The organism is Pseudomonas asuensis (assembly GCF_014646755.1).
Taxonomy (GTDB): domain Bacteria; phylum Pseudomonadota; class Gammaproteobacteria; order Pseudomonadales; family Pseudomonadaceae; genus Chryseomonas; species Chryseomonas asuensis.
Genome location: NZ_BMNW01000001.1, coordinates 801,216 through 822,632, shown reverse-complemented (window position 1 = coordinate 822,632; position 21,417 = coordinate 801,216). Strand labels below are relative to the sequence as shown.

Below are 21,417 nucleotides of genomic sequence, written 5' to 3'. Positions count from 1 at the left end.
CAAGCAGTCTGAAAGGCCTCGTCCACTGAGCGATTGCCATTTTCTAGTCTAAAGGTGGCGCGTCATGGAGCTTATGCGTTGCTCATGGATGACTGGATTGTAGCCATGCCAGTCACCGCACGTCCTACAACCCGACCACACGATGATGCTTAGATTTTGCAGCTAAGCCCTATTGCTGCCTTCAGCATATCGATCCTGTCCACCAAGAGTCACATCGCCCAGCAAGGTTATGGGCTTATGAGTCGGAAAGGGGGCGCTGCGTTGTTTAAGCTGGGTGTCATCTCGGCTTTTGAGCCTTGTCAGGATGGAAAGAGGGACGTGACCTTGGCCCCTGGCGCTGGCAGGACCGATATCCGCTTGAGGATATGCCGGTCCTGCCAGGCGGGCAGAGACTACAGGATCAACCGAGTTCGCTTCGGCTGGAGGCCGGACGTAAACGGCTGTTGACCATGCTGATGATCATTGGAAGCAGAGAGATGGCAATGATGGCAATGACCAACATGGACAGGTGCTGTTTGATGAAGGGTACGTTGCCAAAGAAGTAGCCTAGTGTCACCAGGCCGCCCACCCACAAAAAGGTGCCCAGGATGCTAAAGCCCAGGAAGCGGAAGTAGTTCATGTGCCCGACGCCGGCAACAAACGGAGCGAATGTACGGATGATAGGCAGGAAGCGCGCCAGTGTAATGGTTTTACCGCCATGCCGAGCATAAAACGCTTGAGTACGCAGGAGGTAATCACGACGGAATATCTTGGAGTTGGGCCGGGAGAACAGTTTCTCGCCCAGCGTTCGGCCAATGACATAGTTGGTACTGTCGCCAGCGATGGCAGCAAAAGCGAGCAAGCTGCCCAGGAGCCAAGGGTCCATGCCACCTGTGGCGCAAATGGCACCGGCAATGAACAACAGTGAGTCGCCCGGAAGGAACGGCATTACAACAAGGCCGGTCTCGCAAAAAATAACCAGGAACAGGATGAAATAAATCCATGACCCATAGTTGTTGACCAGCATTTCAAGGTAAACGTCGAGGTGAAGGATCAGGTCGATCGGGTTAAAGTCCATGTACAGCCTATCTATGGCGGCGGGTCGAAGGGGTCATTATAGGCTGATGACTCTATGTCGCCAGTAGCCGTTGGGTCGGACAGCACAGTACGATTTGCGACCTGCAGCACGGATATCCGCTTTCTTAATGGTTGCAAAACACTACAAGCAAAACACGGTGAAGAATTTTGTGAGGCTGCCACTGCCCTAGTCAGCAGGGCACGTGCCCTGCTGTGCTAACCTTCGGCGAGTTTTCAACGGGGCTGCCAAGGCTCTGCCTGCTAGAGGTTATTCATGCATATCCACATTCTCGGCATCTGCGGGACGTTTATGGGTTCTCTGGCCGTGTTGGCCAAGGAACTGGGTCATCGGGTAACCGGCTCCGATGCCAATGTCTATCCCCCAATGAGCACACAGTTGGAGGCTCAGGGTATTGAGCTGATGCAGGGATACGAGCCTGCCCATCTTGAGCCGACGCCTGATCTGGTGGTGATTGGCAATGCACTCTCTCGCGGTAATCCAGCTGTTGAATACGTTCTGAATAAAGGCTTGCCCTATGTTTCCGGGCCGCAATGGCTGGCGGATCATGTGCTACAGGGACGCTGGGTCCTGGCAGTGGCGGGTACTCATGGCAAGACTACGACTACAAGTATGCTGGCCTGGGTGTTAGAGCATGCCGGTATGAGTCCGGGCTTTTTAATTGGTGGTGTGCCACAAAATTTTGGTGTGTCAGCTCGGTTGGGCGGGACGCCTTTTTTCGTAGTAGAGGCGGACGAGTATGACAGTGCCTTTTTCGATAAGCGCTCCAAGTTCGTTCACTACCGCCCACGAACAGTAATTTTGAATAATCTTGAGTTCGATCATGCTGACATCTTTCCCGATCTAGAAGCTATCGAGCGGCAGTTTCATCATCTGGTGCGTACTGTTCCGAGCGAAGGGCTGATCATTCACCCAACAGCTGAAAAAGCGCTGTCCCACGTGCTAACGATGGGGTGCTGGACGCCGGTTCAGACGACAGGCGAGGGTGGTCAATGGCAGGCTCGGTTGCTCCATGAGGATGGCTCGCGGTTCGAAGTGATTTTTGATGGGCAAAAGCAAGGAACCGTGGAATGGCCCCTGACGGGTCAGCATAACGTCGCCAATGCCTTGGCGACGCTTGCAGCGGCGCGGCATGTAGGCGTTGTGCCGGTACAGGGCATTGAGGCATTAAGCGCCTTCAAAAGCGTCAAGCGTCGAATGGAAACGGTTGCCGAAATTGAGGGTGTCACGATCTATGATGATTTTGCTCATCATCCCACTGCCATTGCGACCACGCTTCAAGGGCTGCGCGCGCGCGTAGGGAAAGAGTCCATTATTGCCGTTATCGAGCCGCGGTCTAATTCCATGAAGTTGGGTGCTCATCGCGAGGGCTTGCCGGACAGTGTTCGTTTGGCTGATTCCGTTATCTGGTACGCGCCACCGAACCTGGGCTGGGACCTGGCAGGAACAGCGGGGGGCTGCCCTGTTCCTGCTGTTGTCTGCGACTCGCTGGACGCCATCATTGCGCGCGTGAAAAGCGAAGCACAAGGCAAGACTCATGTGGTCATCATGAGTAACGGCGGTTTTGGTGGTCTGCACGGCAAGCTGGCAACTGCACTGCGTGAAGGAGATCCTGCATGAGCGGACCGGAACGTATCACCCTGGCAATGACCGGCGCCTCTGGCGCTCAATACGGATTACGGCTGCTTGACTGTTTGGTGCAGGAAGAACGTGAAATACATTTCCTGATTTCCAAGGCTGCTCAACTTGTAATGGCCACCGAGACAGATGTGGCATTACCAGCCAAGCCTCAAGCCATGCAGGCGTTTTTGACTGAATATACCGGTGCCGCGCCTGGGCAGATCCGGGTGTTTGGTCAGAGCGACTGGATGGCGCCACCCGCTTCAGGTTCCAGTGCCCCTGCCGCCATGGTGGTTTGCCCTTGTTCGACCGGCACACTGTCGGCTATTGCCACAGGCGCCTGCAATAATTTGATTGAGCGTGCGGCCGATGTGGCGATCAAGGAGCGTCGTACCTTGATTCTGGTGCCACGGGAGTCGCCGTTTTCTAGTATTCACCTGGAAAACATGCTCAAGTTGTCGAATCTGGGCGCAACGATTCTGCCTGCTGCGCCAGGTTTCTATCATCAGCCACAAACGGTAGATGATCTGATCGACTTCGTAGTAGCACGAATTCTCAATACGCTGAGTATCCCTCAAGACATGCTACCCCGTTGGGGCGAGCATCATCTGGTGAGCGATGAATAAGCTCTTTTGTGCGTGCCTGGTGCTGGTTCTACTGAGTGGCTGCGCTAGCGTTAGTACGCTCAATGCCAGCGAGCCTGGCGCTCCGATTGTTTATTCGGGAACCCGGCTGGACTGGTATGCCATACAGGGGGGCTGCTGCCCAACAGAGCGTTTTGGCGTAGACGCTCCAACCTACCCCATGCTCGACCTTCCGGGCAGCCTATTGGTAGATACCGTACTATTTCCTCTGGCCTTGGCAAAGGTGTTAGGTATCGGGCTGAATGTTCGTGGAGGCAGTTAAGCGGTCTCGAACATTGTCGAAGGCAACTTTACTTCGCTATAGTCGGTCGCGTCTTCAGGGCGGGGTGAGAGTCCCCACCGGCGGTAAACCCAGTCAAGTGTAAGCCCGCGAGCGCTCCGGTTTGTCGGAGGTCAGCAGATCTGGTGTGATTCCAGAGCCGACGGTCATAGTCCGGATGAAAGAAGATGCGTCTGTTTGCCTATGCATTCTGGCATAGGCAGCGTCTGCGCTTTTTGCCCTGAAACGTTCACTCATTTCAACGAGGACGTTTCATGTCTACGCTCGATCCCCAACGTTATCCTCGGCTGCATGCAGCCGTAACGGCCTATCGAGAGGGGCGGCCGGTGCTTCTGCTGGATGATGTCGACCGTGAGAATGAGGCCGATCTGGTGGCGGCCGCCGAGAATATTAACCTGAATACCATGGTAAAGATGATCCGTGATGGCAGCGGTATCGTCTGCCTGTGCCTGGACGATGCCAGTGTGAGATGCCTGGACCTGCCGCCTATGGTCAAGAATAACCAGGCGCGCCATGGTACGGGGTTTACAGTATCCATCGAGGCGGCGGATGGCGTGACAACCGGCGTATCGGCGGCTGATCGCATGACGACTATTCGCGCGGCGCTGGATTCCTGTGAAGGTAAGAGCCGGATTGTCAGCCCGGGGCATATCTTCCCACTGCGTGCACGAGAGGGCGGCGTTCTGGCTCGGCGAGGGCATACGGAGGGCTCGGTGGAGCTGGCCATGCTGGCAGGCCTACGTCCGGCGGCAGTACTGTGCGAGCTGATGAACCCTGATGGCAGCATGGCGCGTGGCGCCGATGTTGAGCACTATGCGCAGCAGCACAGTATCCCGGTGCTGACCATTGAGGAGATCGTGCGTTACCGTGAGGAGGAAGCGCTATTGGCATCCCAGTCGGTCAGCGTCATCTAATGTAACGCCAATGTCTGTCAGCTACTCGGTTGGTTCCTGGCAGACATCCACCCATTGGGCCGCAACCAGTTCAGCCAACCGTTCTGGTGCAATGCGCACTGCGCTGTGAATAGCGCCAGCCGCCGGTAGCACCTCGTCGAAAGCCTTGAGCGAGACATCGCAATATACGGGCATGGGTGTCGCCAGCCCAAAGGGGCAAACGCCACCTACCGGATGGCTAGTCAGCGTTTGTACACGTTCTCCGTCCAGCATTTTGGCCTTGCCGCCAAACGCTGTCTTAAGCTTTTTATTATCCAGCCGAGCATCACCCCGTGCGACGAGCAGTACCTCTCGTTCACCCACTTTCAGACCCAAAGTTTTGGCAATTCGGCCTGGCTCGACGCCATGTGCCTCAGCGGCCAGCGCAACGGTTGCTGTGCTGGTTTGCAATTCAATGATGTGAATATCAGGAGCGTGCGTAGCGAAAAAGTTGCGGACCGAATCCAGGCTCATAGATGCCTCCAATCAATAGAGTCTGGATTTTTGAAAAGCCGAGCAGTGCGCGTCAACCTGCGATTAGCATTCGACCATACTGACGGCTAGCCCGCCACGGGAGGTCTCCTTGTATTTGTCCTGCATGTCGGCACCGGTATCACGCATAGTACGGATAACACGATCCAGGGAAATAAAGTGCTCCCCATCACCCCGAAGCGCCATCTGGGCGGCATTGATGGCTTTCACGGCGGCGATGGCGTTGCGCTCGATACAAGGCACTTGAACCAGCCCTCCTACCGGGTCGCATGTCAGACCAAGGTTGTGTTCAAGACCAATTTCTGCGGCATTTTCAACTTGCTCCGGCGTTGCTCCCAACAGTTCAGCCAGCCCGGCAGCGGCCATGGCGCAAGCCGAACCCACCTCACCTTGGCAACCTACTTCAGCACCTGAGATCGAGGCGTTCTTTTTGCAGAGGATGCCTACTGCAGCGGCAGCCAGCAGATAACGCACGACATCCTCATCGTTAGCGTACGGGTTGAATTTCATGTAGTACATCAGGACCGCAGGAATAATACCCGCCGCGCCATTGGTAGGGGCCGTTACCATGCGACCTCCTGCGGCATTTTCCTCATTGACAGCCAAGGCGAACAGATTCACCCACTCCATGGCCGAAAGCGTCGAGCTGATAACGCTCGGGTTGGTCATGGCACGCAGGCTGCGGTGCAGGCGGGCCGCACGACGCTGCACTTTGAGCCCACCAGGGAGTACACCTTCGTGGGCTAGGCCGTTTTGGATACATTCGCACATGGTTTGCCAGATATGCAGCAAGCCGGCACGAATGTCTGTCTCGCTGCGCCAGGCTTTTTCATTGGCAAGCATGAGTGCGGAAATGGACAGCCCATGTTCGCGGCACAGGCGGAGCAACTGAGCTGCACTAGAGAAATCATAGGGCAGTGCAGTAGTGTCTTGATCACGCTGGCCACTGGCGGCCAGCTGGCTGTCGATAACAAAGCCGCCGCCCACTGAGTAATAGGTTTCCTCGAGCAGCTCTCCTGTCTCGCCATATGCAGTAATGGTCATAGCATTGGGATGATATGGCAGGCTTTCATTAAGTAGATGCAGGTCTCGCTCCCAGACGAACTCTATGGGGTGCGCGCCGCCTAGCATAAGCGTATTTTCAAGCTTGAGGGTCTGGATACAAGGCTCTATTCGGCTGGGGTCAATCTTGTCTGGCCATTCACCCATCAACCCCATCAATGTGGCGCGGTCAGTACCATGGCCAACACCCGTGGCGGACAAGGAACCATACAGGCGTACCTCTATCCGACAAGTCTGCTCCAGGCATTGTTGCTCACGTAGGGTGGAGACGAATAATGCACCGGCTCGCATAGGTCCAACGGTATGAGAGCTGGAGGGGCCTACGCCGATTTTGAACAGGTCGAATACGCTGATGGCCATGCCGAAGTCCTTGATATGAGGTTCAATGGTGACCGTAACGCACGTAACAGTCTGGGGATCATCATGGGAAAAGTTACCTCCATGCACAAACGAAACGTTCTAAGCGACCCTTTAGTAGAGCTATACCCATGAGCCGGATCCTCAATGCACAAACGCAAGCCTGGCTTCAGGTATTTGCCTGTGCGGCGCGCCATCTTTCCTTTACGCGCTGTGCCGAGGAGCTGCATGTAACGCCGGGCGCCATTAGTCAGCAGATGCGTCTGTTAGAGGAGCGGCTGGGGTTCAAGCTGTTTCATCGGCTGGCTCGTGGGCTTGAATTGACAGCCGAAGGACAACGGCTGGCTTCTACAGTGAACCAAGCCTCGGGGCTTGTGGATGCAGAGTTGCGCCGTCTGAACGCAGGGCAATTTGGCGGGTTACTCCGGTTGCGCTCGATTCCTTCTTTTCTTGGTAAGTGGGTCATGCCGCGCCTGCCCAAGCTGCAGGCCCGCTTCCCAGATATTCAGCTTCGAGTTGTTGCGGAGGACAGTTCCTGGTCACTGCGAGAGGGTGAGTTTGACCTGGCTATTGACCTGAATGACGGCAGCTATCCCGGTCTTGCATCCACCTCGCTACTGGATGAACAGATATTTCCAGTGTGTGCCCCTTCGCTGTTGGAGGGGCGCCCGCCGCTTGATCGTCCCGAGGCACTGGATAGTTACCCGCTGTTGCATGACATTACTGCCTGGCGGGGCAGCTACGAGTATGCGGAGTGGGAGTTTTACCTGGCCTCTATCGGCGCTCCTGCCCTTGATGTAAGGCGAGGTCATACTTTTAATCGCAATCACCTAACCATCGAAGCGGCTATTGCCGGGATGGGCGTCGCTATTGCACGCCGGCATCTGATCACCAATGAGCTGGAGCGGGGCGCTTTAATTATTCCATTTGGCGTCTCGGTGCCGGCGCGAAAGCGTTATGTCCTGCTCTATGCACAGGGTGCATTAGCTGATCCGCGTATACGTTCATTGCATGATTGGTTGGTTGAGGAGGCTTTAGCGAGCGCGTCAGCGCCCCAGCCGGCGTAGTTCATCCGACTCGACAAAGCGCACGCCTTCACCTTCTTCCAACGCAAGGCGCCATAGGGCGCGTGCGAGAACGCACACGTCGATCCCATGCCATTTTCCCGGTAGCAATTGGGATAATGGAGCTGCGATCTGCTCGCCAAGCCGCTGCTCATGGCGTGGGCCTATCAACAGGGAAGGGCGGGCAACGGTAAGCTGTGGCCAACCCTGATCCTGTAGTGCTTCTTCAAGCTCGCCCTTCACCCGGTTATAAAAGATCGAAGAGGAGGAATCGGCACCAATCGCGCTGATAACCACAAAGTGCCTGGCACCTAATTCGCGAGCGCGGCGTCCGGTGGCAATAGGCAGGTCGTAATCAACGGCACGAAAGGCTTCCTGCGAGCCTGCTTTCTTGATGGTGGTACCCAGGCAACAGAATGCTGTATCCAATGGACCTGAGAGCTGAGGCAGCACATCCAGCAACTCGCCGACAGGGTTCTCCAGGCGCGGATGGTCGGGAAGGGGTCTGCGGGTGGGCGCCAGGACCCGCTGGATCGTTGGTTCATTCAAGAGACGATCCAGCAAATGTTCGCCGGTAAGGCCTGTAGCGCCGGTAATCAGAACGTGCTGCGGAGTCAGGTGCATCGCAAAGCTCCTTTCGATGAGCATGACTGGCGGAGCCTATAACGCTCGGAGCTTGTGCATGAATGCGTCAGGTCCGCTTCGTTGTAATGCCCGCCCTTATACGGTCAGACAACATTTCTAAGTGAAAGGCTCATTACTCTGCTACGTAGTTGGCCTGTCCGGCACGATAGGCCTGCCATTTCTTCAATACGGCGGGTGGTGCCCAGATTTGTGGCTCAGACGGCTCGAAACCTTGTGCGGCTTCGCGCTCGGCGACACGTTTGCTGGCTATCGAAAAGGCTTGCTCAGGGTCGTCGGTTGTCTGGAATGCTTCAGCAAACAAGGCCTTGCCAAAATAGGTGAAGTCCGCCTCGTCAGTGCATCCGAAGGATGTCCGGTCCGCACGTGAGGCGGTAATGACCAGGGTATGGTCATCCCGGAGTGCGGATAAAAAGCCGCCGCTATAACAAGCCGAAACGACAACGATCTTGTCTCGGTCTTTCAGTGGCTCAAGCAGCGAGGCAAGCTCAGTGGCCGGTAAGCTTGCCAGTTGCAGGCCCGGCTCGCTCAGTGATAGCCGGTGATCAGACGAGCCATGACTGGTAAGGTAGACGAAGATCAGGTCCTCAGAGCCAGTGCGTTCGGCCAGGGTAGCAATGGCGCGATGAAGATTCTCCCGCGTTGCCAGTGGGGTCACACTCTTGAGGTCGCGCTGATTGATCAGGCGAATCACGCTACGCGCACTAAAGCGATTGACCATCAACTTGGCAACATAGTCAGCCTCTCGCTGAAACACGCGCTGATCACCATCGCCAGCCAGGGTAATACCGTAAAGCTCGGTACTGGCTGAAGAGGGGCGGACGTTATTAAGCTCCTGTCCCAGGCGTTCCCCTTGCTCGAGCAAGGCGACCTCCATAGGGTCAGGCTGGTAGACGCCCTCATCACTACGAATGAACTGTCCCTCGCTCCACAGTCCGCTTTCCCGGCGGCCATCGGCATGGGTATAAGTGCCATTGCCATCGAATTGGCCGTTGAGAAAATCACCGATATAAACACTGCCGTCTGCCTCGGTGTATTGTCCCAATCCATGGTACTGCCAGCTTTTGAAGCTACCGCTATAGCGGCTACCATCGCTGCCACGGTATTTGCCTTGGCCGGTCATTTCCCCTTTTTGGAAAGCTCCCTCCCAGACATTGCCATCCACGCTCTGGTAGCGACCCTGGCCGGAGAATGCACTGTCGACAAAGTTACCTTCGTATAGATTACCTTCCAGGTCGACCCATTGGCCCCTGCCATTCAGGCGGCCATTGGTAAAAATACCGTTGTATTGGCTACCATCGCTTTCGGTCCGTGCGCCATGGCCTTGCATGCGGCCCTCGAAGAAATCGCCTTCGTAACGCCAGCCGTCATTGGACTCAAGAACGCCCTTGCCGTGATACATCCCTCGGTGAAAGGAGCCTTCGTAATGTCCGTTAGGAAAGGTCAGCTGGCCTTGGCCTTCATAGAGCCCACGATGGAAGCGGCCTCGATAACGGGTACCGTCCACAAAGAATCGCTCGCCCAAACCTTCAGCCAGACCGTCCCTGAATGAGGCGCGTAGCCAGTTACCGTTGGCCCAGTCGAGGCGTCCCTCGCCTTGCAGGCGTCCGCGTTCTACGTCGCCATGATAAACCGCACCGTCAGGTAGGCGGATTTCGGCTGCTTGAGCGAAAGGCGCGGGAAGGATCACGAGGCTCATGGCGAGCCCCAGGGGAAGAAGCGCTCGGGTCGCCCGATAAGGCGGCCTTACCATCCAGAGGGAGCGGCCCTGATGGAAGCGGGCCGCCAGCCGGCGCGTGCCAGCCTTAACGGGATTCGAGGCGAACCAGATGGCGTTCAAGGGTAGACGAATAGGGTTCAAGCAGGCGTTCGACACAGCTGGCACCTTCTGGACTCGCAATAGAGCGGATTCGGGCACGCTGGCGCAGCAGTTCATCATCGGCGATGCTGCGCTCCACCAGGAGCAGGTTACGGCTATGTCGACCAAGTGCAATGGCGTTCCGGACCGTATCGTTATTGAGCAGCTCGGGCAGCTTCAGGTTCACGAGTCGTTCACCCTGCGTCAGACCTAGTTGCAGTTGTAGCGTGATCCCGCTGTCGGCTACTTCGACCTGAAGGGCATGGCCCAGCGCCCGCATGATTTCACCACAGCAGAGGGCATGGGTCAGGTAGTCGTCCTCGCCTTGGGTCTCATGAAAAAGGATCAGGCTGCCACCATCGATAAGGCTGTGCAGCTCTCCTTTGTACAGGGAAGTGGCCTGCTCCAGGCAATCTCTGTAGCGCTCCAGAAGGCTGACCAGGCGTGTACGAGGAAGCTTGCGCAACTGTTCCTGTGAGCCCAGCTGGATAGCCAGCACGGCACTAGACACGATATCGGGCTCCGATGCCATGCCTGGGGTAACGGGCTGGACTGCTTCCACAGTGCTCGTGGCGACCGGTTCGTCTGCCTCATCCGGCATGACATCAGCAAAGGCGTCTTCATCAAACTCTTCATCGCTGTCTTCTGTCGTCACAGGTACCTTGGCTGGCTTTTTGGCCGCTGCGGCAGCTTTGCGCGGCGGGTTGGAGCGAACCTTGATACCTGCACTTTCATCGAGGAAGGGGTTGTCTTCATCACCCTCTACCTGCGCCACTGCCTTGGCTTTCTTGGACGGTTTGGCAGGTGCCGGCTTGGGCTTTTCTGGAACCAGCCGCGCCTGTAGCTGACGGGCAAGATCGCCTATCTCATCCTGACGGCCAACGCTCGGCGCGGGATCATCTGGGTCACGCAACCAGACACGTAGCTCCAGCAGGGGGGTGGAAATATTACGGCCCAGGCGCAGACTGAGGATAAGCGTCAGCACTAGCAGAATAAGTGCGAGCAGTCCCATGTTCTGCAGGCTGACAACCATAGGCTGTTGGAACTGATTCATGTCCAGGCTGATGCGCAGCTGGCCTGTGGTGACATCTTGGAACTTGATTGAGGTGGAATAAATCCCTTCCGCCTCGCCCAGCAGATTGCGTGTCGGGCGTGTTCCCGATTCAGCCAGTACCCGATTGTCCGGGCTGAATACCGCCGCGTGGGCCACTAGCGGGTTACGCGCCAGATTACCTAATAGGACGTTGAGACTCAGCGTGTCGTTGGACACCAGCAGCTCTGTCGCCGAGGCGGCCGTCTGGGTAACCAGCGTCTGGCCTAAGGCGTCGGCCTGCTGTTGCATGGCATGCCGGAATTGCATGGACACCACAACGGCATAGATCACCAGGGCGGCGATGACGAGGATAAGGCTGTGGGAAACAATGCGAAGCGCAATAGGAACACGGCGCTGGCGCATTGCACGAAACAGCAGAACGAAGAAATTGTCGGGCTTGACGGTCGCGTGCCGGGTCACTGGTGAATTCTTTGGGCAAAAATGTGGGCGAAGTATAACCAGCGACCAGAGGTCGTTAAAGCGTGCTAACCGAGTCCGTCAACCACTCGTCTGCGTCTGGGTGGTTCTGCGTAGTTTTCGGAAACAGGTAGAATCGGTTTTTTGACCCATTGGTGGAGGCTGCGCCTTGCGAGACATTCTTCTCATTACCAGTACAGGGCATGCGGGTCCTGGCTTGAGCGCCGCATTGACGGGCGTGCTGGCTGAATCAGGCGCAGCATTGCTGGATATCCGTCAGAGTCGTGTACAAGGCGCGGTGACGCTTGCGTTACTCACTAAGCTGCCTGAAGGGGCCGATACTGCCACTTTGGGTGAGGCATTGGAGCTGCGTGCTGCGGCCCTTGGGGCGCGGGTGCATGTGATAAGCCTCAGCACTGAGGCTTATGCGGCGTGGCAGGCCAGTGAGACCAGCCCTCGACATATACTGACACTGATGGGGCGGCAGTTGGATGCCCATCAGGTTCAGCATGTAAGCGAGCTTGTCGAGTCCCATGGCATGACTATCGAGCGGATCGAGCGGTTATCGACGCCTGAGGCACAAGAGCGTGCCGCGCTGGAGTTCACGCTCGCTGGCGAGCCGCAAAACATAGAGGCGCTCAAGGCTGCTTTCTTCGCCGCCACCCAGCAATTGGAAATGGATATTGGCTTCCAGGCGGACAACCTGTTCCGCCGTCATCGTCGGCTGGCAGTTTTTGATATGGATTCGACACTGATTCAGGCGGAGGTCATTGATGAGTTGGCCAAGGCCGCCGGTATCGGTGAGCGTGTTGCGGCCATTACCGAGCGCGCTATGCGGGGTGAACTCGATTTCAGAGCCAGCTTCAAGGAGCGGTTGGCGCTGCTTAATGGCTTGTCTGAATCGGTGTTGGAAGAGATCGGGGCGAGTCTGCGTCTGACCGAGGGGGCCGAGCGGCTGTTCTCCGAGCTCAAGCGGCTAGGATACAAAACAGCAATTCTTTCTGGCGGCTTCACCTATTTTGCCCGCCAGATACAGACTCGCCTTGGGATCGACTATGTCTATGCCAACGAACTGGAAACAGTAGACGGTAAGGTGACTGGTGTTGCGGTGGAGCCCATCGTTGATGCCCAGCGAAAGGCTGACCTGCTGCGTGAACTGGCGATGAGAGAAGGGTTGAGCCTTGAGCAGACCATTGCGGTAGGGGATGGAGCAAATGATTTGCCCATGCTTGGTCTGGCGGGCTTAGGCGTTGCCTTTCGCGCCAAACCGCTTGTGCGGCAGTCGGCACGGCAGTCCATTACAACATTGGGCTTGGATGGCGTGCTGTATCTCTTGGGCGTTAGGGATCGAGATTGCAGGGTTTAATCAAGTGCCAAAAGAAAAGCCGGCGTCATGCCGGCTTTTTTCTGCTCTTTGCTTATTCGTCCGCGACAAACTCATAGTTCATCGCCTGGCTAGGCTCCTGCAAATAGTAGCCCTGGATATAGTTCACCCCGGATTGCCACAGCGTTGCGAGAACCGTAGCGTTCTCAACGAACGGTACGATGCATAGCTTTTTGTGCTCCTGGATACCGCTGATAAGGTTTTTCAGCGTTTCCTGGTTTTCCGGGTTGCCCAGGTCACGGACGAACGAGCCGTCTACCTTGAGGAAGTCAACCGGAACCTGCTTGAGAATATTGAAGGGTGCCATAGCACAGCCGAACTGGCCCAGCGTCACCCGATGCCCCAGTTTTTTCAGGCCGTTGACCATGATCTTGGTCTGGTTGAGGTGCGCCAGGGCATTGGCCTCGCTGATCTGGAAGATCAAGGACTCGACCGGCAAGCGTGCGGCCTGCATTGCGGCCTGCAGCCAGAGCAGTAACCGAGCATCCTGTAGTGATGCAGCGGAAAAGTGAATGAACAGACAGGTATCGTGTCCACGGGACCGGTGATCGACCAGCACCTTGATAGCGTTATGGATTACCCAGCGGTCGATCTTTGCACTCAGCCCACTTTCTTCCGCCACCCGGAAGAACTCGGCTGGGGGGACTTCTTCATTCTGGGCGTTATTCAAGCGGAGCAACACCTCATAGTGCTCGCGGCTATCCCCACGCAGGCTGATCAGTGGCTGGAAGAGCAGACGGAATCGATTCTGTTCCAGGGCCTGCTGCACGATGGCAATCAGGCTTCCCCGACTGGCTGCCGCCGCCAGCTCTTCTGCCGGGTCGTATCGTTTGATGGCATTGCCACCCTGTTTAGCTGTCGCCAGGGCACAGCGGTGAGCACGGTCCATGATCTCTTTGGCATTGACAGTCTGCTCATCAAGCGCCGTCAGGCCAATGGAGTAGGAGGGCTGCAAGGCCCGCTTGTTGATTTCAATGGGTTGTGAAACGGCCTGGCGGAGCAGGGGTTTCAAGCGATCCTCAAGCTGCTCTGTCGCGCTACCCTGCACTAGAACAGCAAATGCATCATCGCTGAACCGCGCAAGCAAGGCTGGCGGGGCAAAATGCTCCTTTAACTGATTGGCCAGTGCAGCAAGTAATGCATCAATATCGGAAAGGCCGATTTCAGCCAGGATGGCAGCGTACCGATCCAGTTGCAGGTAGGCGAAGCTGGCTGTCTGCCCTTGCTGAACCACCTTTTCTATTTCAGCTTCAAGCGCTTCTACGAGTCGGGTACGGTTCAACAAGCCGGTCACTGGGTCAGTGCTGGTCGCTTCGCGCAGCTTTTCTTCCAGTTCGGCATCGTTATGATTACCGTCGCGTATAACGACTTGAATGCAGGGCTCGTCTTCGTAGTCCGCTGGCGAGAAGCTCATGTCTGCCGTGAACGTCGAGCCATCGGCGCGTAGTCCCTGGCAAAGGAAGCGGGCTGTACCGTTTGCCTCGGGATCGTTGGAGTACTGCTTTAGGAAGTCACGGAACGCCTGCTGATCATCGCTGGCCACGAGATCAATGATGGGCATTCCTTCAAGCTCCTCGACATCCGTATAGCCAAAGCGCTGCAGGTAGATAGGATTGGCATGCACATGCATTCCATCATGGACATAGGCAATTGCATCTTCAGAGCTTTGCAGAAGCAATTGGCAACGCTTTTCGGCTTCATGCAGAGCCAGTTCAGCTGTGCGGTACGCGCGGCGTATTTCCAGGTTGCCAATCTCGCGCCGGGACACGAGTACAAGCCGCTCATCTTCACCCAGCGGAACGGCATCCTGGGCGCCATTGAGTAGTGCTTGGGTAATGGCATCAGGCGCTTTGGGATCAACCAGCTGGATAACAGGAATATCCTTGGCCTGCCGCTTGATGATGGTGAGCGCTTCCTGAGGGCTAAGGTCTTCACAGGTGGGCGTTGCAATAAGCAAATCCCAGCTCTGCTGGAGCGAAGCGACCAGTTCGTCTGGCTCTGTTACGCACTGTGCCCGGGTTGCGCAGCCAGCATTTCGAAACAGGCTTACCAGTCGCTCGGCTTCATTTTGTGACTCCTCAACAATGAGCAGGCGGATGGTCTTCTTTTCGATAGCCATAGGTCTACATATGAACCCGGACAGTTAAAGCGGTTAATAATAGAAGAGGCAGGAATCTACAGAGACTTCCATAAGGAGTCAAAATCGTCCTCTGCATTAGAGGTCGGCCCCTGGCTTCCCGGCCTGGGTGGCTCTGGCGTCGGTCTTGCCTGTTCCAGCAGACGATACTCGAAGACGCTAAAGCTAACGGTAGCATTTTGACGCCTTGTAAGCATGCCTTGTTGCTCAACACCTTTTTGGTTGATCTGAATCTTGCTGCCTTCCTGAAAGGGCAAGCGTGGAGCGATGAGCGAGGGGGACTGGTCGATAGCTTTTATTTCTGGAAGCAAGAGGCCCCTTAAGTACTGGCTATGTTGCTCAGTCTTGCGAAGCAGCTGCAATCCGCAAGGGCGAGCCGTAGGTGCCAGTAACTCGATACCCATCTGGGTGCCGCTACCAGGGACTTGTCGTATCCAGCGAATCGCAGCGATACCCCAGCTGTGTTCGTTCAGCCCTCGCAGTCCCACTACTTCGCCAGCCTGCAACTGATCAGGCACTTCACCAGGCCAGCTGACGCAGTAACCGCCAGGGCTGTGATTGACGATAGGCAGTGAGAAGAGCGGATAGGCTTTATCCAGTTCGCCTTGCTCGCTCTTGGCCTCCATGGGCAGATCGTAATGGATTTCCTCATGCGCGGTCTGACTTGGGTTGTGTTCAGCGTCAAAGGCCATCGACCAGACATCGGGTGTCTTCTCCGCGGGCGCAAAATCCGGCTTGGTACTGGGTGGTTCCGGCAGGTTAAGCGTTTGGGCAAAGGCTATACGGCCCGAGAGGTGATAATGCAATGCGCTCATGCCGATGCAGATTTCCAGGCGTCCTTGTCCTGGCGTACGCTGAAAAGCCCGATCAGACTCCTGACCCCAGGCGGCTCGCAAATGCTGCAGCAGGTCGGTGCTGATATCCGGCTGAGCCGGCAACCGTGCGCGGCTGCGTTCTTCCGGTGGCAGCGCCAAATAGTCGGAAATCTGGCTAACCAGCGTCTGTGTCGATAGACCCAGCAGACCGCTCAGGCTGGCTTCCTTAAGCAGGGTACGATAGCGCGGCGGTGCATCGATCTGCGGTGCGACTACAAACAATACTCCAGGCTGATCAGCGGGCTTGATCTGCACAAGATTTGCCCATTGATCAAGATATTCAACTAACTGAGCGATCTGTCGCTGCCGCATCTGATTGCAACGAGCGGCTCCAAAGAGCAGCGGTACGGCATAGGCTTCCTGCAGGCTTTGGCCGTCGGGTCGTGTCAGCAGGTCATCACGTACGCGCTGACCTTGCAGGTTAAGCCGTAGGGTGATCTGGTAGAGCTGGTGCAGCTCAAGCCATAAATGATCAGCCGCCGGGGTATACAATTGGGCGGCGCGAATCAACGGGCCATAAAGGCTTTTCATGGCGCGCTGGAGAGCCAGCGGCAGCAGGCTTGCCCGCTCCCGAGAGGGGATATTGACCTCGTCAACCACAACCAGCTTGTAGCCTGCCGCCATATGGTTTTGCAGCGCCTGGCAGAGGTTGGCTACCTTGCGTGAGCGTTCGTCCAGCACGATAGGCTGATCCAGCACGTGGCGCTCGAGCATGGTACATACCCGATTCACCTCAGGCCGTAGCAGTTCAAGCATACGCAAGCGTTGATCGTTCGGCTGGATCAACTGGTTGATTTCCAGCATTCCCTGGTACAGCAGACGCGCCACTTCCCCGAGCTTGGCTCGCGGCAATTGATCTAGCCAGCCCTTCAATCCGGCTAGGCTAGCTTCGCAGAACGTAAGGTTCCGCTGTGTGGGCATCGGTACCCGCAGCAACTGCTGAGGGCCTTTACTATCCATTGACTGTCGGTTCTCCAGACTGAGCGGCGATAACAGTCATTATCCCCGCTATTCAACTACTGGACGCCAGATGTCTCGGACCGGCGCCTCTATGTCGCAGAGATCAGACGTCTCCTAGCAGGGGCTCAATAACATCAACGACCTTGGGCGAGGCAATCTGCTGCCCCATATTGACCGTGCTAAAGGCGCCTAGCTCCTGAGCCCAGCTCACTTGATCAGGGCCAAACAAGACAATAACCGTTGAGCCCAGCTTGAAACGGCCCATTTCTTCGCCTTTTTCCAGACGAATGGGCGCACGCGCGGCCTCATCGTAACGGGTTGTTTTCAGCATGCGCTTGGGCGGAGTGACCATACCTGCCCAGACCGTTTCGATACTGGCCACAATCATTGCCCCGACCAGAATCATGGCCATGGGGCCGCGCTCGGTATCAAAGGTGCAGACCACACGCTCATTGCGGGCAAACAGTTCGGGAACATTCTCGGCTGTCAGGTGATTAACCGAGAAGATTCGCCCAGGCACATACACCATTTCCTTCAGCGTACCGGCAATTGGCATATGAACACGGTGGTAATCCTTGGGCGATAGATAGATCGTCGCAAATGATCCGCCCATGAACGGCGCAGCGCGCTCTGCATCGCCCCCCACAAGTTCCAGCAGGCTATAGCTATGCCCTTTGGCCTGAAAAATACGGCCATGCTCAACCTGGCCGATCTGACTGACTTCACCGTCGCTAGGGCTGACAATGGCCATGGGATCTTCCGGTAGCGGACGTGCACCTGGCTTTAGACTGCGAGTGAAGAATGCGTTGAAGTTTTCGTATGCTGTCAGGTCTTCAACCTCGGCCTGGCGCATGTCCACGTCATAGCGACGGGCAAACCATGCCGTCAGGGCATTCTTGAACCAGGGCATCCGGCACTCAGCAAAGCCGCCAATCAACCGTGACAGGAAGTGATGGGGCAATACGTGCTGGCTAAGAATGAACAGGCGGTCTTTCAAATTCATGGTGTGTCCTTGAGCGGCAATAGGTGAAGCGTGAACCCGCAGGCGAGGCCAGACAAGGCAGAACAGGAAAAACCGGATCAGATTGCCGTGATCCGGTTCTCCTTTTATTGTACAGCCATTCTACTCGTGGCTGGAAACTCGCTATCAACGTTCGACCGGTGTATCCGGATGATTTCCCCATTCGCCCCAGGAACCGGCATAACCTTTGATTCGAGGGTAGCCCAGCGCTTTTGCGACCAGGTAGGTAAAACCTGAACGGTGATGTGTCTGACAATGAGTAATCACCTCCTTGTCCGGCGTGATGCCTAAGGCCTTCAGCGTCTCGGCAATATCACTGCGAATACGTAGGCCACGTGCCGGGTCCATGCCTGCCGTCCACTCGAAATTGATGGCCCCAGGAATATGTCCCCCTTTGGCAGCCAGGACTTTTTCACCCCGGTATTCTTGTGGTCCGCGCGCATCCCAGATGGCTAGGTCTTCGGCGCCCAGGCGGCTCTGTAGGTACTCACGCGTCGCAGTGGGTTCCTCATGCAGCGTAAGCTCGACAGGAGCATCCGCCGGAGGGGGCGTATCCTGCGTCATGGGTAGGCCCGCTTCGATCCAAGCGTGACGGCCACCGTTGAGGTAATGGTAGCGGTGATGGCCGATCACATCCAGCAACCAGATGAAACGTCCTGCCCAACCCCCGCCCTCATCGTCGTAAACGACATACACCGCTTCTGGACGATGCCCTAATTCACTGAATAGCATTTCGAGGTCGGTTTTTTCAGGCAGAAGGCCTGGAGCCGGAGGCTTGCCCAGCTGCGTACGTTGCGGCGCAACGAAGTGAGCGCCGGGCACATGCCCCTCGGCATAGTGAGCAGCGCTGGATAGATCGACCAGGATCAGCTCCGGCGCATCGAGGCGGGCAGCAAGGTCGGCAGGCTCAATTACGAGCGGCAGGTCTGTAAAGGACATATCAGGTCATCCAGTCTGAAATCATGTGTTCGATTGTAGTGATCATGTGAGGCGTTGGGCGTAGCTCGCCACGCCGCGCTCGATGCAGGTCACGGTCTTGTTGATAGCCTGCTGATCCTGCTCGGAAAATGGCTCGCCTCCCTTGTCGATAATGACCAGCATAGACACGCGCCCTTTGCTGCCAATCGAGCGAAGCACCATGTGCGAATGAGGAAACAATGCCTGCAGGTTGCCGGGCAGGTGAGGGCGAAACTGCGCACTGTTTTCCGGAGTAATGCGAAGCTGCGCGGGATCGCTCATTAACTTGCGCAGCAGAGGGTGGTTATTGATAGGCAGTTGAAGTCCTTTAGCTGCTTCCGGCAAACCATGAATGCCTTGAGATATGAGCAGTGCCTGGTCAGCATCCAGTGTCAGCAGGATCAGGCGCGACAAACCGCAGGCGGCCAGTGCATCCCTGGCGCAAGCAGTCAGCTGGATGCCATTGGTAAATGGAGTGGGGGTTTTGACCAGCTCGGCGCAATGTCTGCGCCAGGCATTTAATCCATCGTCTGCTGGCTGGCGTTTATTCGCTGCCTCAGTATCAGGCGTAGTCTTTTGGTTCGGCCGCAGGCGTCTGGCATTCCAAGGCCAGATCAGGGCTTCAGCGGGATGCCACAGGCCTGGAATGAATTGCTGGCGGGCATGCTGCGCCGCAGCCTGATGCGTGATTTGCTGGGTATGGTCCAGCGACTCGTGCATGTAGAGGCCAACCAAGCGCTGCCAACGAAGGATATGAGGGTTGCTCCAGCTTTGGTGCGAAGCGACAGCCAGACCGTTGGCCAGCAGAATCGTGTTGCCGGGTTGCGTGAGCCATCGGCGTAGCGGTAAGTCCTCATCCAGGCGTTGCTGCTGTTGAAGCGGATGAGCATCGTTATGAGCGATATGTAGCGCCTTGACCAGGCGGCGGCGGTCTTTTACCAACAGGCGATACCCATCTACGACCCACGCAGGCAGGCTCCAGCGTTCGGCCAGCGTCAGGCACAAGTCCAAAAGCGGTACGCCAAGCAGCTCCTGCTCAACCTTGATGGCGGGCTCGTTATTACCCAGGACACGTTGTTCCCACTCCTCCCATAGTTCTGGATAGGCCTGAACCAGTGGCCATACGGGCGCCAGGAACAGCAGCGTAGAGAGGCGAACCTCCTGGCGCAGGCGAGCCAGGGTATTGCCGAAGAGACCATTGGCTTGCGCCATGGCGTGCTCGCTAATCAGCAGGAGCTGTGAGAGCGCCGGCGAGTATTTCTCTTTAGATTCCGACGGAAGTGCCGATAGCAGGTACTCGGCGGGGCCCAGTCCTAGACGGTTCAGGGCCACCTCCAGGGAAACTGCTGGATTCTCCCGGCCAAGCTGGCTGCGGTTGGACTCTCTGAGCAGCACCAGCGAAAGGATGGGCGACTGAAGCGCTGCTTCTGCAATTTCAGGAATCGTCTTGTTGCCATTGGCCAGCGCCCGGCGGACATCCTCCTTGACTTCAGTGGGTATGGATAAACGTACGCTTTCCAGCTTTTTCAGCCAGGCGTCGAGCGTGTTGGGACGAGCGGTAGTGGCGGACATAGGAGGCTCGCATGAATGGCTTACAGAAATACCTACAGTCTGGCGCAGATTATCCGATAACTAAATCAGCAGCCTCTTTGTGGGCCCCTGTTTAACTAGAAGTGTTTGAAAATCATGGTCAAGATCATCGGCATTATCGTTGTCATCGGTAGCATACTCGCAGGCTTCGTACTGTCGGGCGGAAATATCATGGCCCTTGTGCATCCTTATGAAGTACTGACGATTGGTGGCGCTTCGCTGGGTGCTTTCCTGCAGGCCAACTCGGGAAGTACCTTCAAGGTCGTGTTCAAGAAGTCCTTGTCCATGTTTGGTCATCGCTTCACTCATGCGTACTACCTGGATGTGCTCAAGCTGCTCTATGAGATCCTCAATAAGAGCCGTCGCGAAGGCATGATGTCTATCGAAGGCGATATCGAAGAGCCTAACGAAAGCCCCATTTTCAGCAAATACCCAGCCATCCTCAAGGATGCGCGGATGACAGCATTTATAACTGATTATCTGCGCCTGATGTCGTCTGGCAACATGGCGCCGCATGAGCTGGAAGGCCTGTTCGACATGGAGCTGAACAGCACCAAGGCTGACCTGGAGCATCCTGCCCACGCCGTAGCCAAGATTGCCGACGGTATGCCTGCCATGGGTATCGTGGCGGCGGTACTGGGTATCGTAATTACCATGGGCCTGTTGGCTGAAGGGGATACCATCAAGATTGGTGCAAGCGTTGGTACGGCTCTGGTAGGTACCTTTCTGGGGATTCTAGCGTCCTACGGATTCTTTGCACCACTGGCGGCCTCGCTTGAGCATGATGCCAAAGAAGAGCTCAACGTTCTTGAGTCCATCAAGGCTACTCTGGTTGCCTCCGCATCCGGCATGCCGCCAACCGTGGCCGTCGAGTTCGGTCGTAAAGTTCTGTACCCCGCACATCGCCCAAGCTTTATCGAGCTTGAGCAAGCCATGCGCGGCGCGTGAGGTTAAGCC

The 21,417-nt window shown here is 56.4% G+C and carries 18 protein-coding genes and 1 riboswitch; of the genes, 7 read left to right on the top strand and 11 right to left on the bottom strand.

The features are described 5' to 3' along the window. Nucleotides 1-400: 400 nt before the first annotated feature. Complete coding sequence (locus IEX86_RS03745; protein ID WP_188864700.1) at nucleotides 401-1,057, bottom strand: DedA family protein; 657 nt, start codon at nucleotides 1,055-1,057, stop codon at nucleotides 401-403. Between the two features lie 273 nt (nucleotides 1,058-1,330). Between IEX86_RS03745 and mpl the strand changes: the two genes are divergently transcribed. From mpl to ribB, 4 genes are all read left to right on the top strand, one after another. After that, nucleotides 1,331-2,695 (top strand): UDP-N-acetylmuramate:L-alanyl-gamma-D-glutamyl-meso-diaminopimelate ligase, encoded by a 1,365-nt coding sequence (mpl, locus tag IEX86_RS03740; protein ID WP_188864699.1) that lies wholly within the window; start codon nucleotides 1,331-1,333, stop codon nucleotides 2,693-2,695. After that, nucleotides 2,692-3,321 (top strand): flavin prenyltransferase UbiX, encoded by a 630-nt coding sequence (gene ubiX / locus IEX86_RS03735; RefSeq protein WP_188864698.1) that lies wholly within the window; start codon nucleotides 2,692-2,694, stop codon nucleotides 3,319-3,321. Before mpl ends, ubiX begins: the two co-directional genes overlap by 4 nt. Next, the gene (locus IEX86_RS03730) at nucleotides 3,314-3,601 is read left to right on the top strand and encodes a YceK/YidQ family lipoprotein (RefSeq protein WP_188864697.1); all 288 of its coding nucleotides are present in this window, start codon (nucleotides 3,314-3,316) and stop codon (nucleotides 3,599-3,601) included. The genes ubiX and IEX86_RS03730 overlap by 8 nt, the downstream gene beginning before the upstream one ends. Nucleotides 3,602-3,647: 46 nt before the next feature. Then, a riboswitch (FMN riboswitch) is annotated at nucleotides 3,648-3,792 on the top strand. Between the two features lie 81 nt (nucleotides 3,793-3,873). Further along, nucleotides 3,874-4,533, top strand: a complete 660-nt coding sequence (gene ribB / locus IEX86_RS03725) for a 3,4-dihydroxy-2-butanone-4-phosphate synthase (RefSeq protein ID WP_188864696.1) — start codon at nucleotides 3,874-3,876, stop codon at nucleotides 4,531-4,533. Nucleotides 4,534-4,554: 21 nt separating this feature from the next. Here the strand turns inward: ribB and IEX86_RS03720 are convergent, their stop codons facing one another. After that, the gene (locus IEX86_RS03720) at nucleotides 4,555-5,025 is read right to left on the bottom strand and encodes a YbaK/EbsC family protein (RefSeq protein WP_188864695.1); all 471 of its coding nucleotides are present in this window, start codon (nucleotides 5,023-5,025) and stop codon (nucleotides 4,555-4,557) included. A 63-nt stretch (nucleotides 5,026-5,088) separates the two neighbouring features. After that, nucleotides 5,089-6,465 (bottom strand): L-serine ammonia-lyase, encoded by a 1,377-nt coding sequence (locus tag IEX86_RS03715; RefSeq protein ID WP_188864694.1) that lies wholly within the window; start codon nucleotides 6,463-6,465, stop codon nucleotides 5,089-5,091. A 128-nt stretch (nucleotides 6,466-6,593) separates the two neighbouring features. Here IEX86_RS03715 and IEX86_RS03710 point away from each other — a divergent pair, with 128 nt between their 5' ends. Next, nucleotides 6,594-7,529, top strand: a complete 936-nt coding sequence (locus IEX86_RS03710) for a LysR substrate-binding domain-containing protein (protein ID WP_188864693.1) — start codon at nucleotides 6,594-6,596, stop codon at nucleotides 7,527-7,529. Here the strand turns inward: IEX86_RS03710 and IEX86_RS03705 are convergent. The 3 genes from IEX86_RS03705 to IEX86_RS03695 all read right to left on the bottom strand — a co-directional run bounded on the left by IEX86_RS03705 (nucleotide 7,509) and on the right by IEX86_RS03695 (nucleotide 11,539). Beyond that, a complete protein-coding gene (locus IEX86_RS03705; RefSeq protein WP_188864692.1) occupies nucleotides 7,509-8,150 on the bottom strand; it encodes an oxidoreductase in 642 nt (213 codons plus the stop codon). The two genes, IEX86_RS03710 and IEX86_RS03705, sit on opposite strands and share 21 nt — an antisense overlap. Before the next feature lie 133 nt (nucleotides 8,151-8,283). Beyond that, nucleotides 8,284-9,921, bottom strand: a complete 1,638-nt coding sequence (locus tag IEX86_RS03700) for a C13 family peptidase (RefSeq protein WP_188864788.1) — start codon at nucleotides 9,919-9,921, stop codon at nucleotides 8,284-8,286. A 52-nt stretch (nucleotides 9,922-9,973) separates the two neighbouring features. After that, nucleotides 9,974-11,539: an AhpA/YtjB family protein gene (locus IEX86_RS03695; protein WP_188864691.1), complete on the bottom strand. Its 1,566-nt coding sequence runs from the start codon at nucleotides 11,537-11,539 to the stop codon at nucleotides 9,974-9,976. Nucleotides 11,540-11,705: 166 nt separating this feature from the next. On the opposite strand from IEX86_RS03695, the gene serB reads away from it, so the two are divergent. Further along, nucleotides 11,706-12,902: a phosphoserine phosphatase SerB gene (gene serB / locus IEX86_RS03690; protein WP_188864690.1), complete on the top strand. Its 1,197-nt coding sequence runs from the start codon at nucleotides 11,706-11,708 to the stop codon at nucleotides 12,900-12,902. 52 nt (nucleotides 12,903-12,954) lie between these two features. Here serB and IEX86_RS03685 read toward each other — a convergent pair whose 3' ends face one another. The 5 genes from IEX86_RS03685 to IEX86_RS03665 form a co-directional block, all read right to left on the bottom strand. Further along, nucleotides 12,955-15,039 (bottom strand): EAL domain-containing response regulator, encoded by a 2,085-nt coding sequence (locus tag IEX86_RS03685; protein ID WP_188864689.1) that lies wholly within the window; start codon nucleotides 15,037-15,039, stop codon nucleotides 12,955-12,957. Between the two features lie 56 nt (nucleotides 15,040-15,095). Continuing rightward, nucleotides 15,096-16,892: a cyclic-di-GMP receptor FimW-related protein gene (locus tag IEX86_RS03680; protein ID WP_188864688.1), complete on the bottom strand. Its 1,797-nt coding sequence runs from the start codon at nucleotides 16,890-16,892 to the stop codon at nucleotides 15,096-15,098. Between the two features lie 103 nt (nucleotides 16,893-16,995). Next, nucleotides 16,996-17,895, bottom strand: a complete 900-nt coding sequence (gene asd / locus IEX86_RS03675) for an archaetidylserine decarboxylase (RefSeq protein ID WP_188864687.1) — start codon at nucleotides 17,893-17,895, stop codon at nucleotides 16,996-16,998. 144 nt (nucleotides 17,896-18,039) lie between these two features. Continuing rightward, a complete protein-coding gene (rhdA, locus tag IEX86_RS03670) occupies nucleotides 18,040-18,852 on the bottom strand; it encodes a thiosulfate sulfurtransferase (RefSeq protein ID WP_188864686.1) in 813 nt (270 codons plus the stop codon). Nucleotides 18,853-18,894: 42 nt separating this feature from the next. After that, nucleotides 18,895-20,442 (bottom strand): HDOD domain-containing protein, encoded by a 1,548-nt coding sequence (locus IEX86_RS03665; protein ID WP_188864685.1) that lies wholly within the window; start codon nucleotides 20,440-20,442, stop codon nucleotides 18,895-18,897. A gap of 114 nt (nucleotides 20,443-20,556) precedes the next feature. Here IEX86_RS03665 and motA point away from each other — a divergent pair, with 114 nt between their 5' ends. Continuing rightward, the gene (motA, locus tag IEX86_RS03660) at nucleotides 20,557-21,408 is read left to right on the top strand and encodes a flagellar motor stator protein MotA (RefSeq protein ID WP_188864684.1); all 852 of its coding nucleotides are present in this window, start codon (nucleotides 20,557-20,559) and stop codon (nucleotides 21,406-21,408) included. Nucleotides 21,409-21,417: the final 9 nt, after the last annotated feature.

What these genes read in the sequence shown, in the direction of transcription:
- IEX86_RS03745 (WP_188864700.1), bottom strand. Translation starts at nt 1,057, where the DNA reads ATGGACTTTAACCCGATCGACCTGATCCTTCACCTCGACGTTTACCTT.
- mpl (WP_188864699.1), top strand. Translation starts at nt 1,331, where the DNA reads ATGCATATCCACATTCTCGGCATCTGCGGGACGTTTATGGGTTCTCTG.
- ubiX (WP_188864698.1), top strand. Translation starts at nt 2,692, where the DNA reads ATGAGCGGACCGGAACGTATCACCCTGGCAATGACCGGCGCCTCTGGC.
- IEX86_RS03730 (WP_188864697.1), top strand. Translation starts at nt 3,314, where the DNA reads ATGAATAAGCTCTTTTGTGCGTGCCTGGTGCTGGTTCTACTGAGTGGC.
- ribB (WP_188864696.1), top strand. Translation starts at nt 3,874, where the DNA reads ATGTCTACGCTCGATCCCCAACGTTATCCTCGGCTGCATGCAGCCGTA.
- IEX86_RS03720 (WP_188864695.1), bottom strand. Translation starts at nt 5,025, where the DNA reads ATGAGCCTGGATTCGGTCCGCAACTTTTTCGCTACGCACGCTCCTGAT.
- IEX86_RS03715 (WP_188864694.1), bottom strand. Translation starts at nt 6,465, where the DNA reads ATGGCCATCAGCGTATTCGACCTGTTCAAAATCGGCGTAGGCCCCTCC.
- IEX86_RS03710 (WP_188864693.1), top strand. Translation starts at nt 6,594, where the DNA reads ATGAGCCGGATCCTCAATGCACAAACGCAAGCCTGGCTTCAGGTATTT.
- IEX86_RS03705 (WP_188864692.1), bottom strand. Translation starts at nt 8,150, where the DNA reads ATGCACCTGACTCCGCAGCACGTTCTGATTACCGGCGCTACAGGCCTT.
- IEX86_RS03700 (WP_188864788.1), bottom strand. Translation starts at nt 9,921, where the DNA reads ATGGTAAGGCCGCCTTATCGGGCGACCCGAGCGCTTCTTCCCCTGGGG.
- IEX86_RS03685 (WP_188864689.1), bottom strand. Translation starts at nt 15,039, where the DNA reads ATGGCTATCGAAAAGAAGACCATCCGCCTGCTCATTGTTGAGGAGTCA.
- IEX86_RS03680 (WP_188864688.1), bottom strand. Translation starts at nt 16,892, where the DNA reads ATGGATAGTAAAGGCCCTCAGCAGTTGCTGCGGGTACCGATGCCCACA.
- asd (WP_188864687.1), bottom strand. Translation starts at nt 17,895, where the DNA reads ATGAATTTGAAAGACCGCCTGTTCATTCTTAGCCAGCACGTATTGCCC.
- rhdA (WP_188864686.1), bottom strand. Translation starts at nt 18,852, where the DNA reads ATGTCCTTTACAGACCTGCCGCTCGTAATTGAGCCTGCCGACCTTGCT.
- IEX86_RS03665 (WP_188864685.1), bottom strand. Translation starts at nt 20,442, where the DNA reads ATGTCCGCCACTACCGCTCGTCCCAACACGCTCGACGCCTGGCTGAAA.
- motA (WP_188864684.1), top strand. Translation starts at nt 20,557, where the DNA reads ATGGTCAAGATCATCGGCATTATCGTTGTCATCGGTAGCATACTCGCA.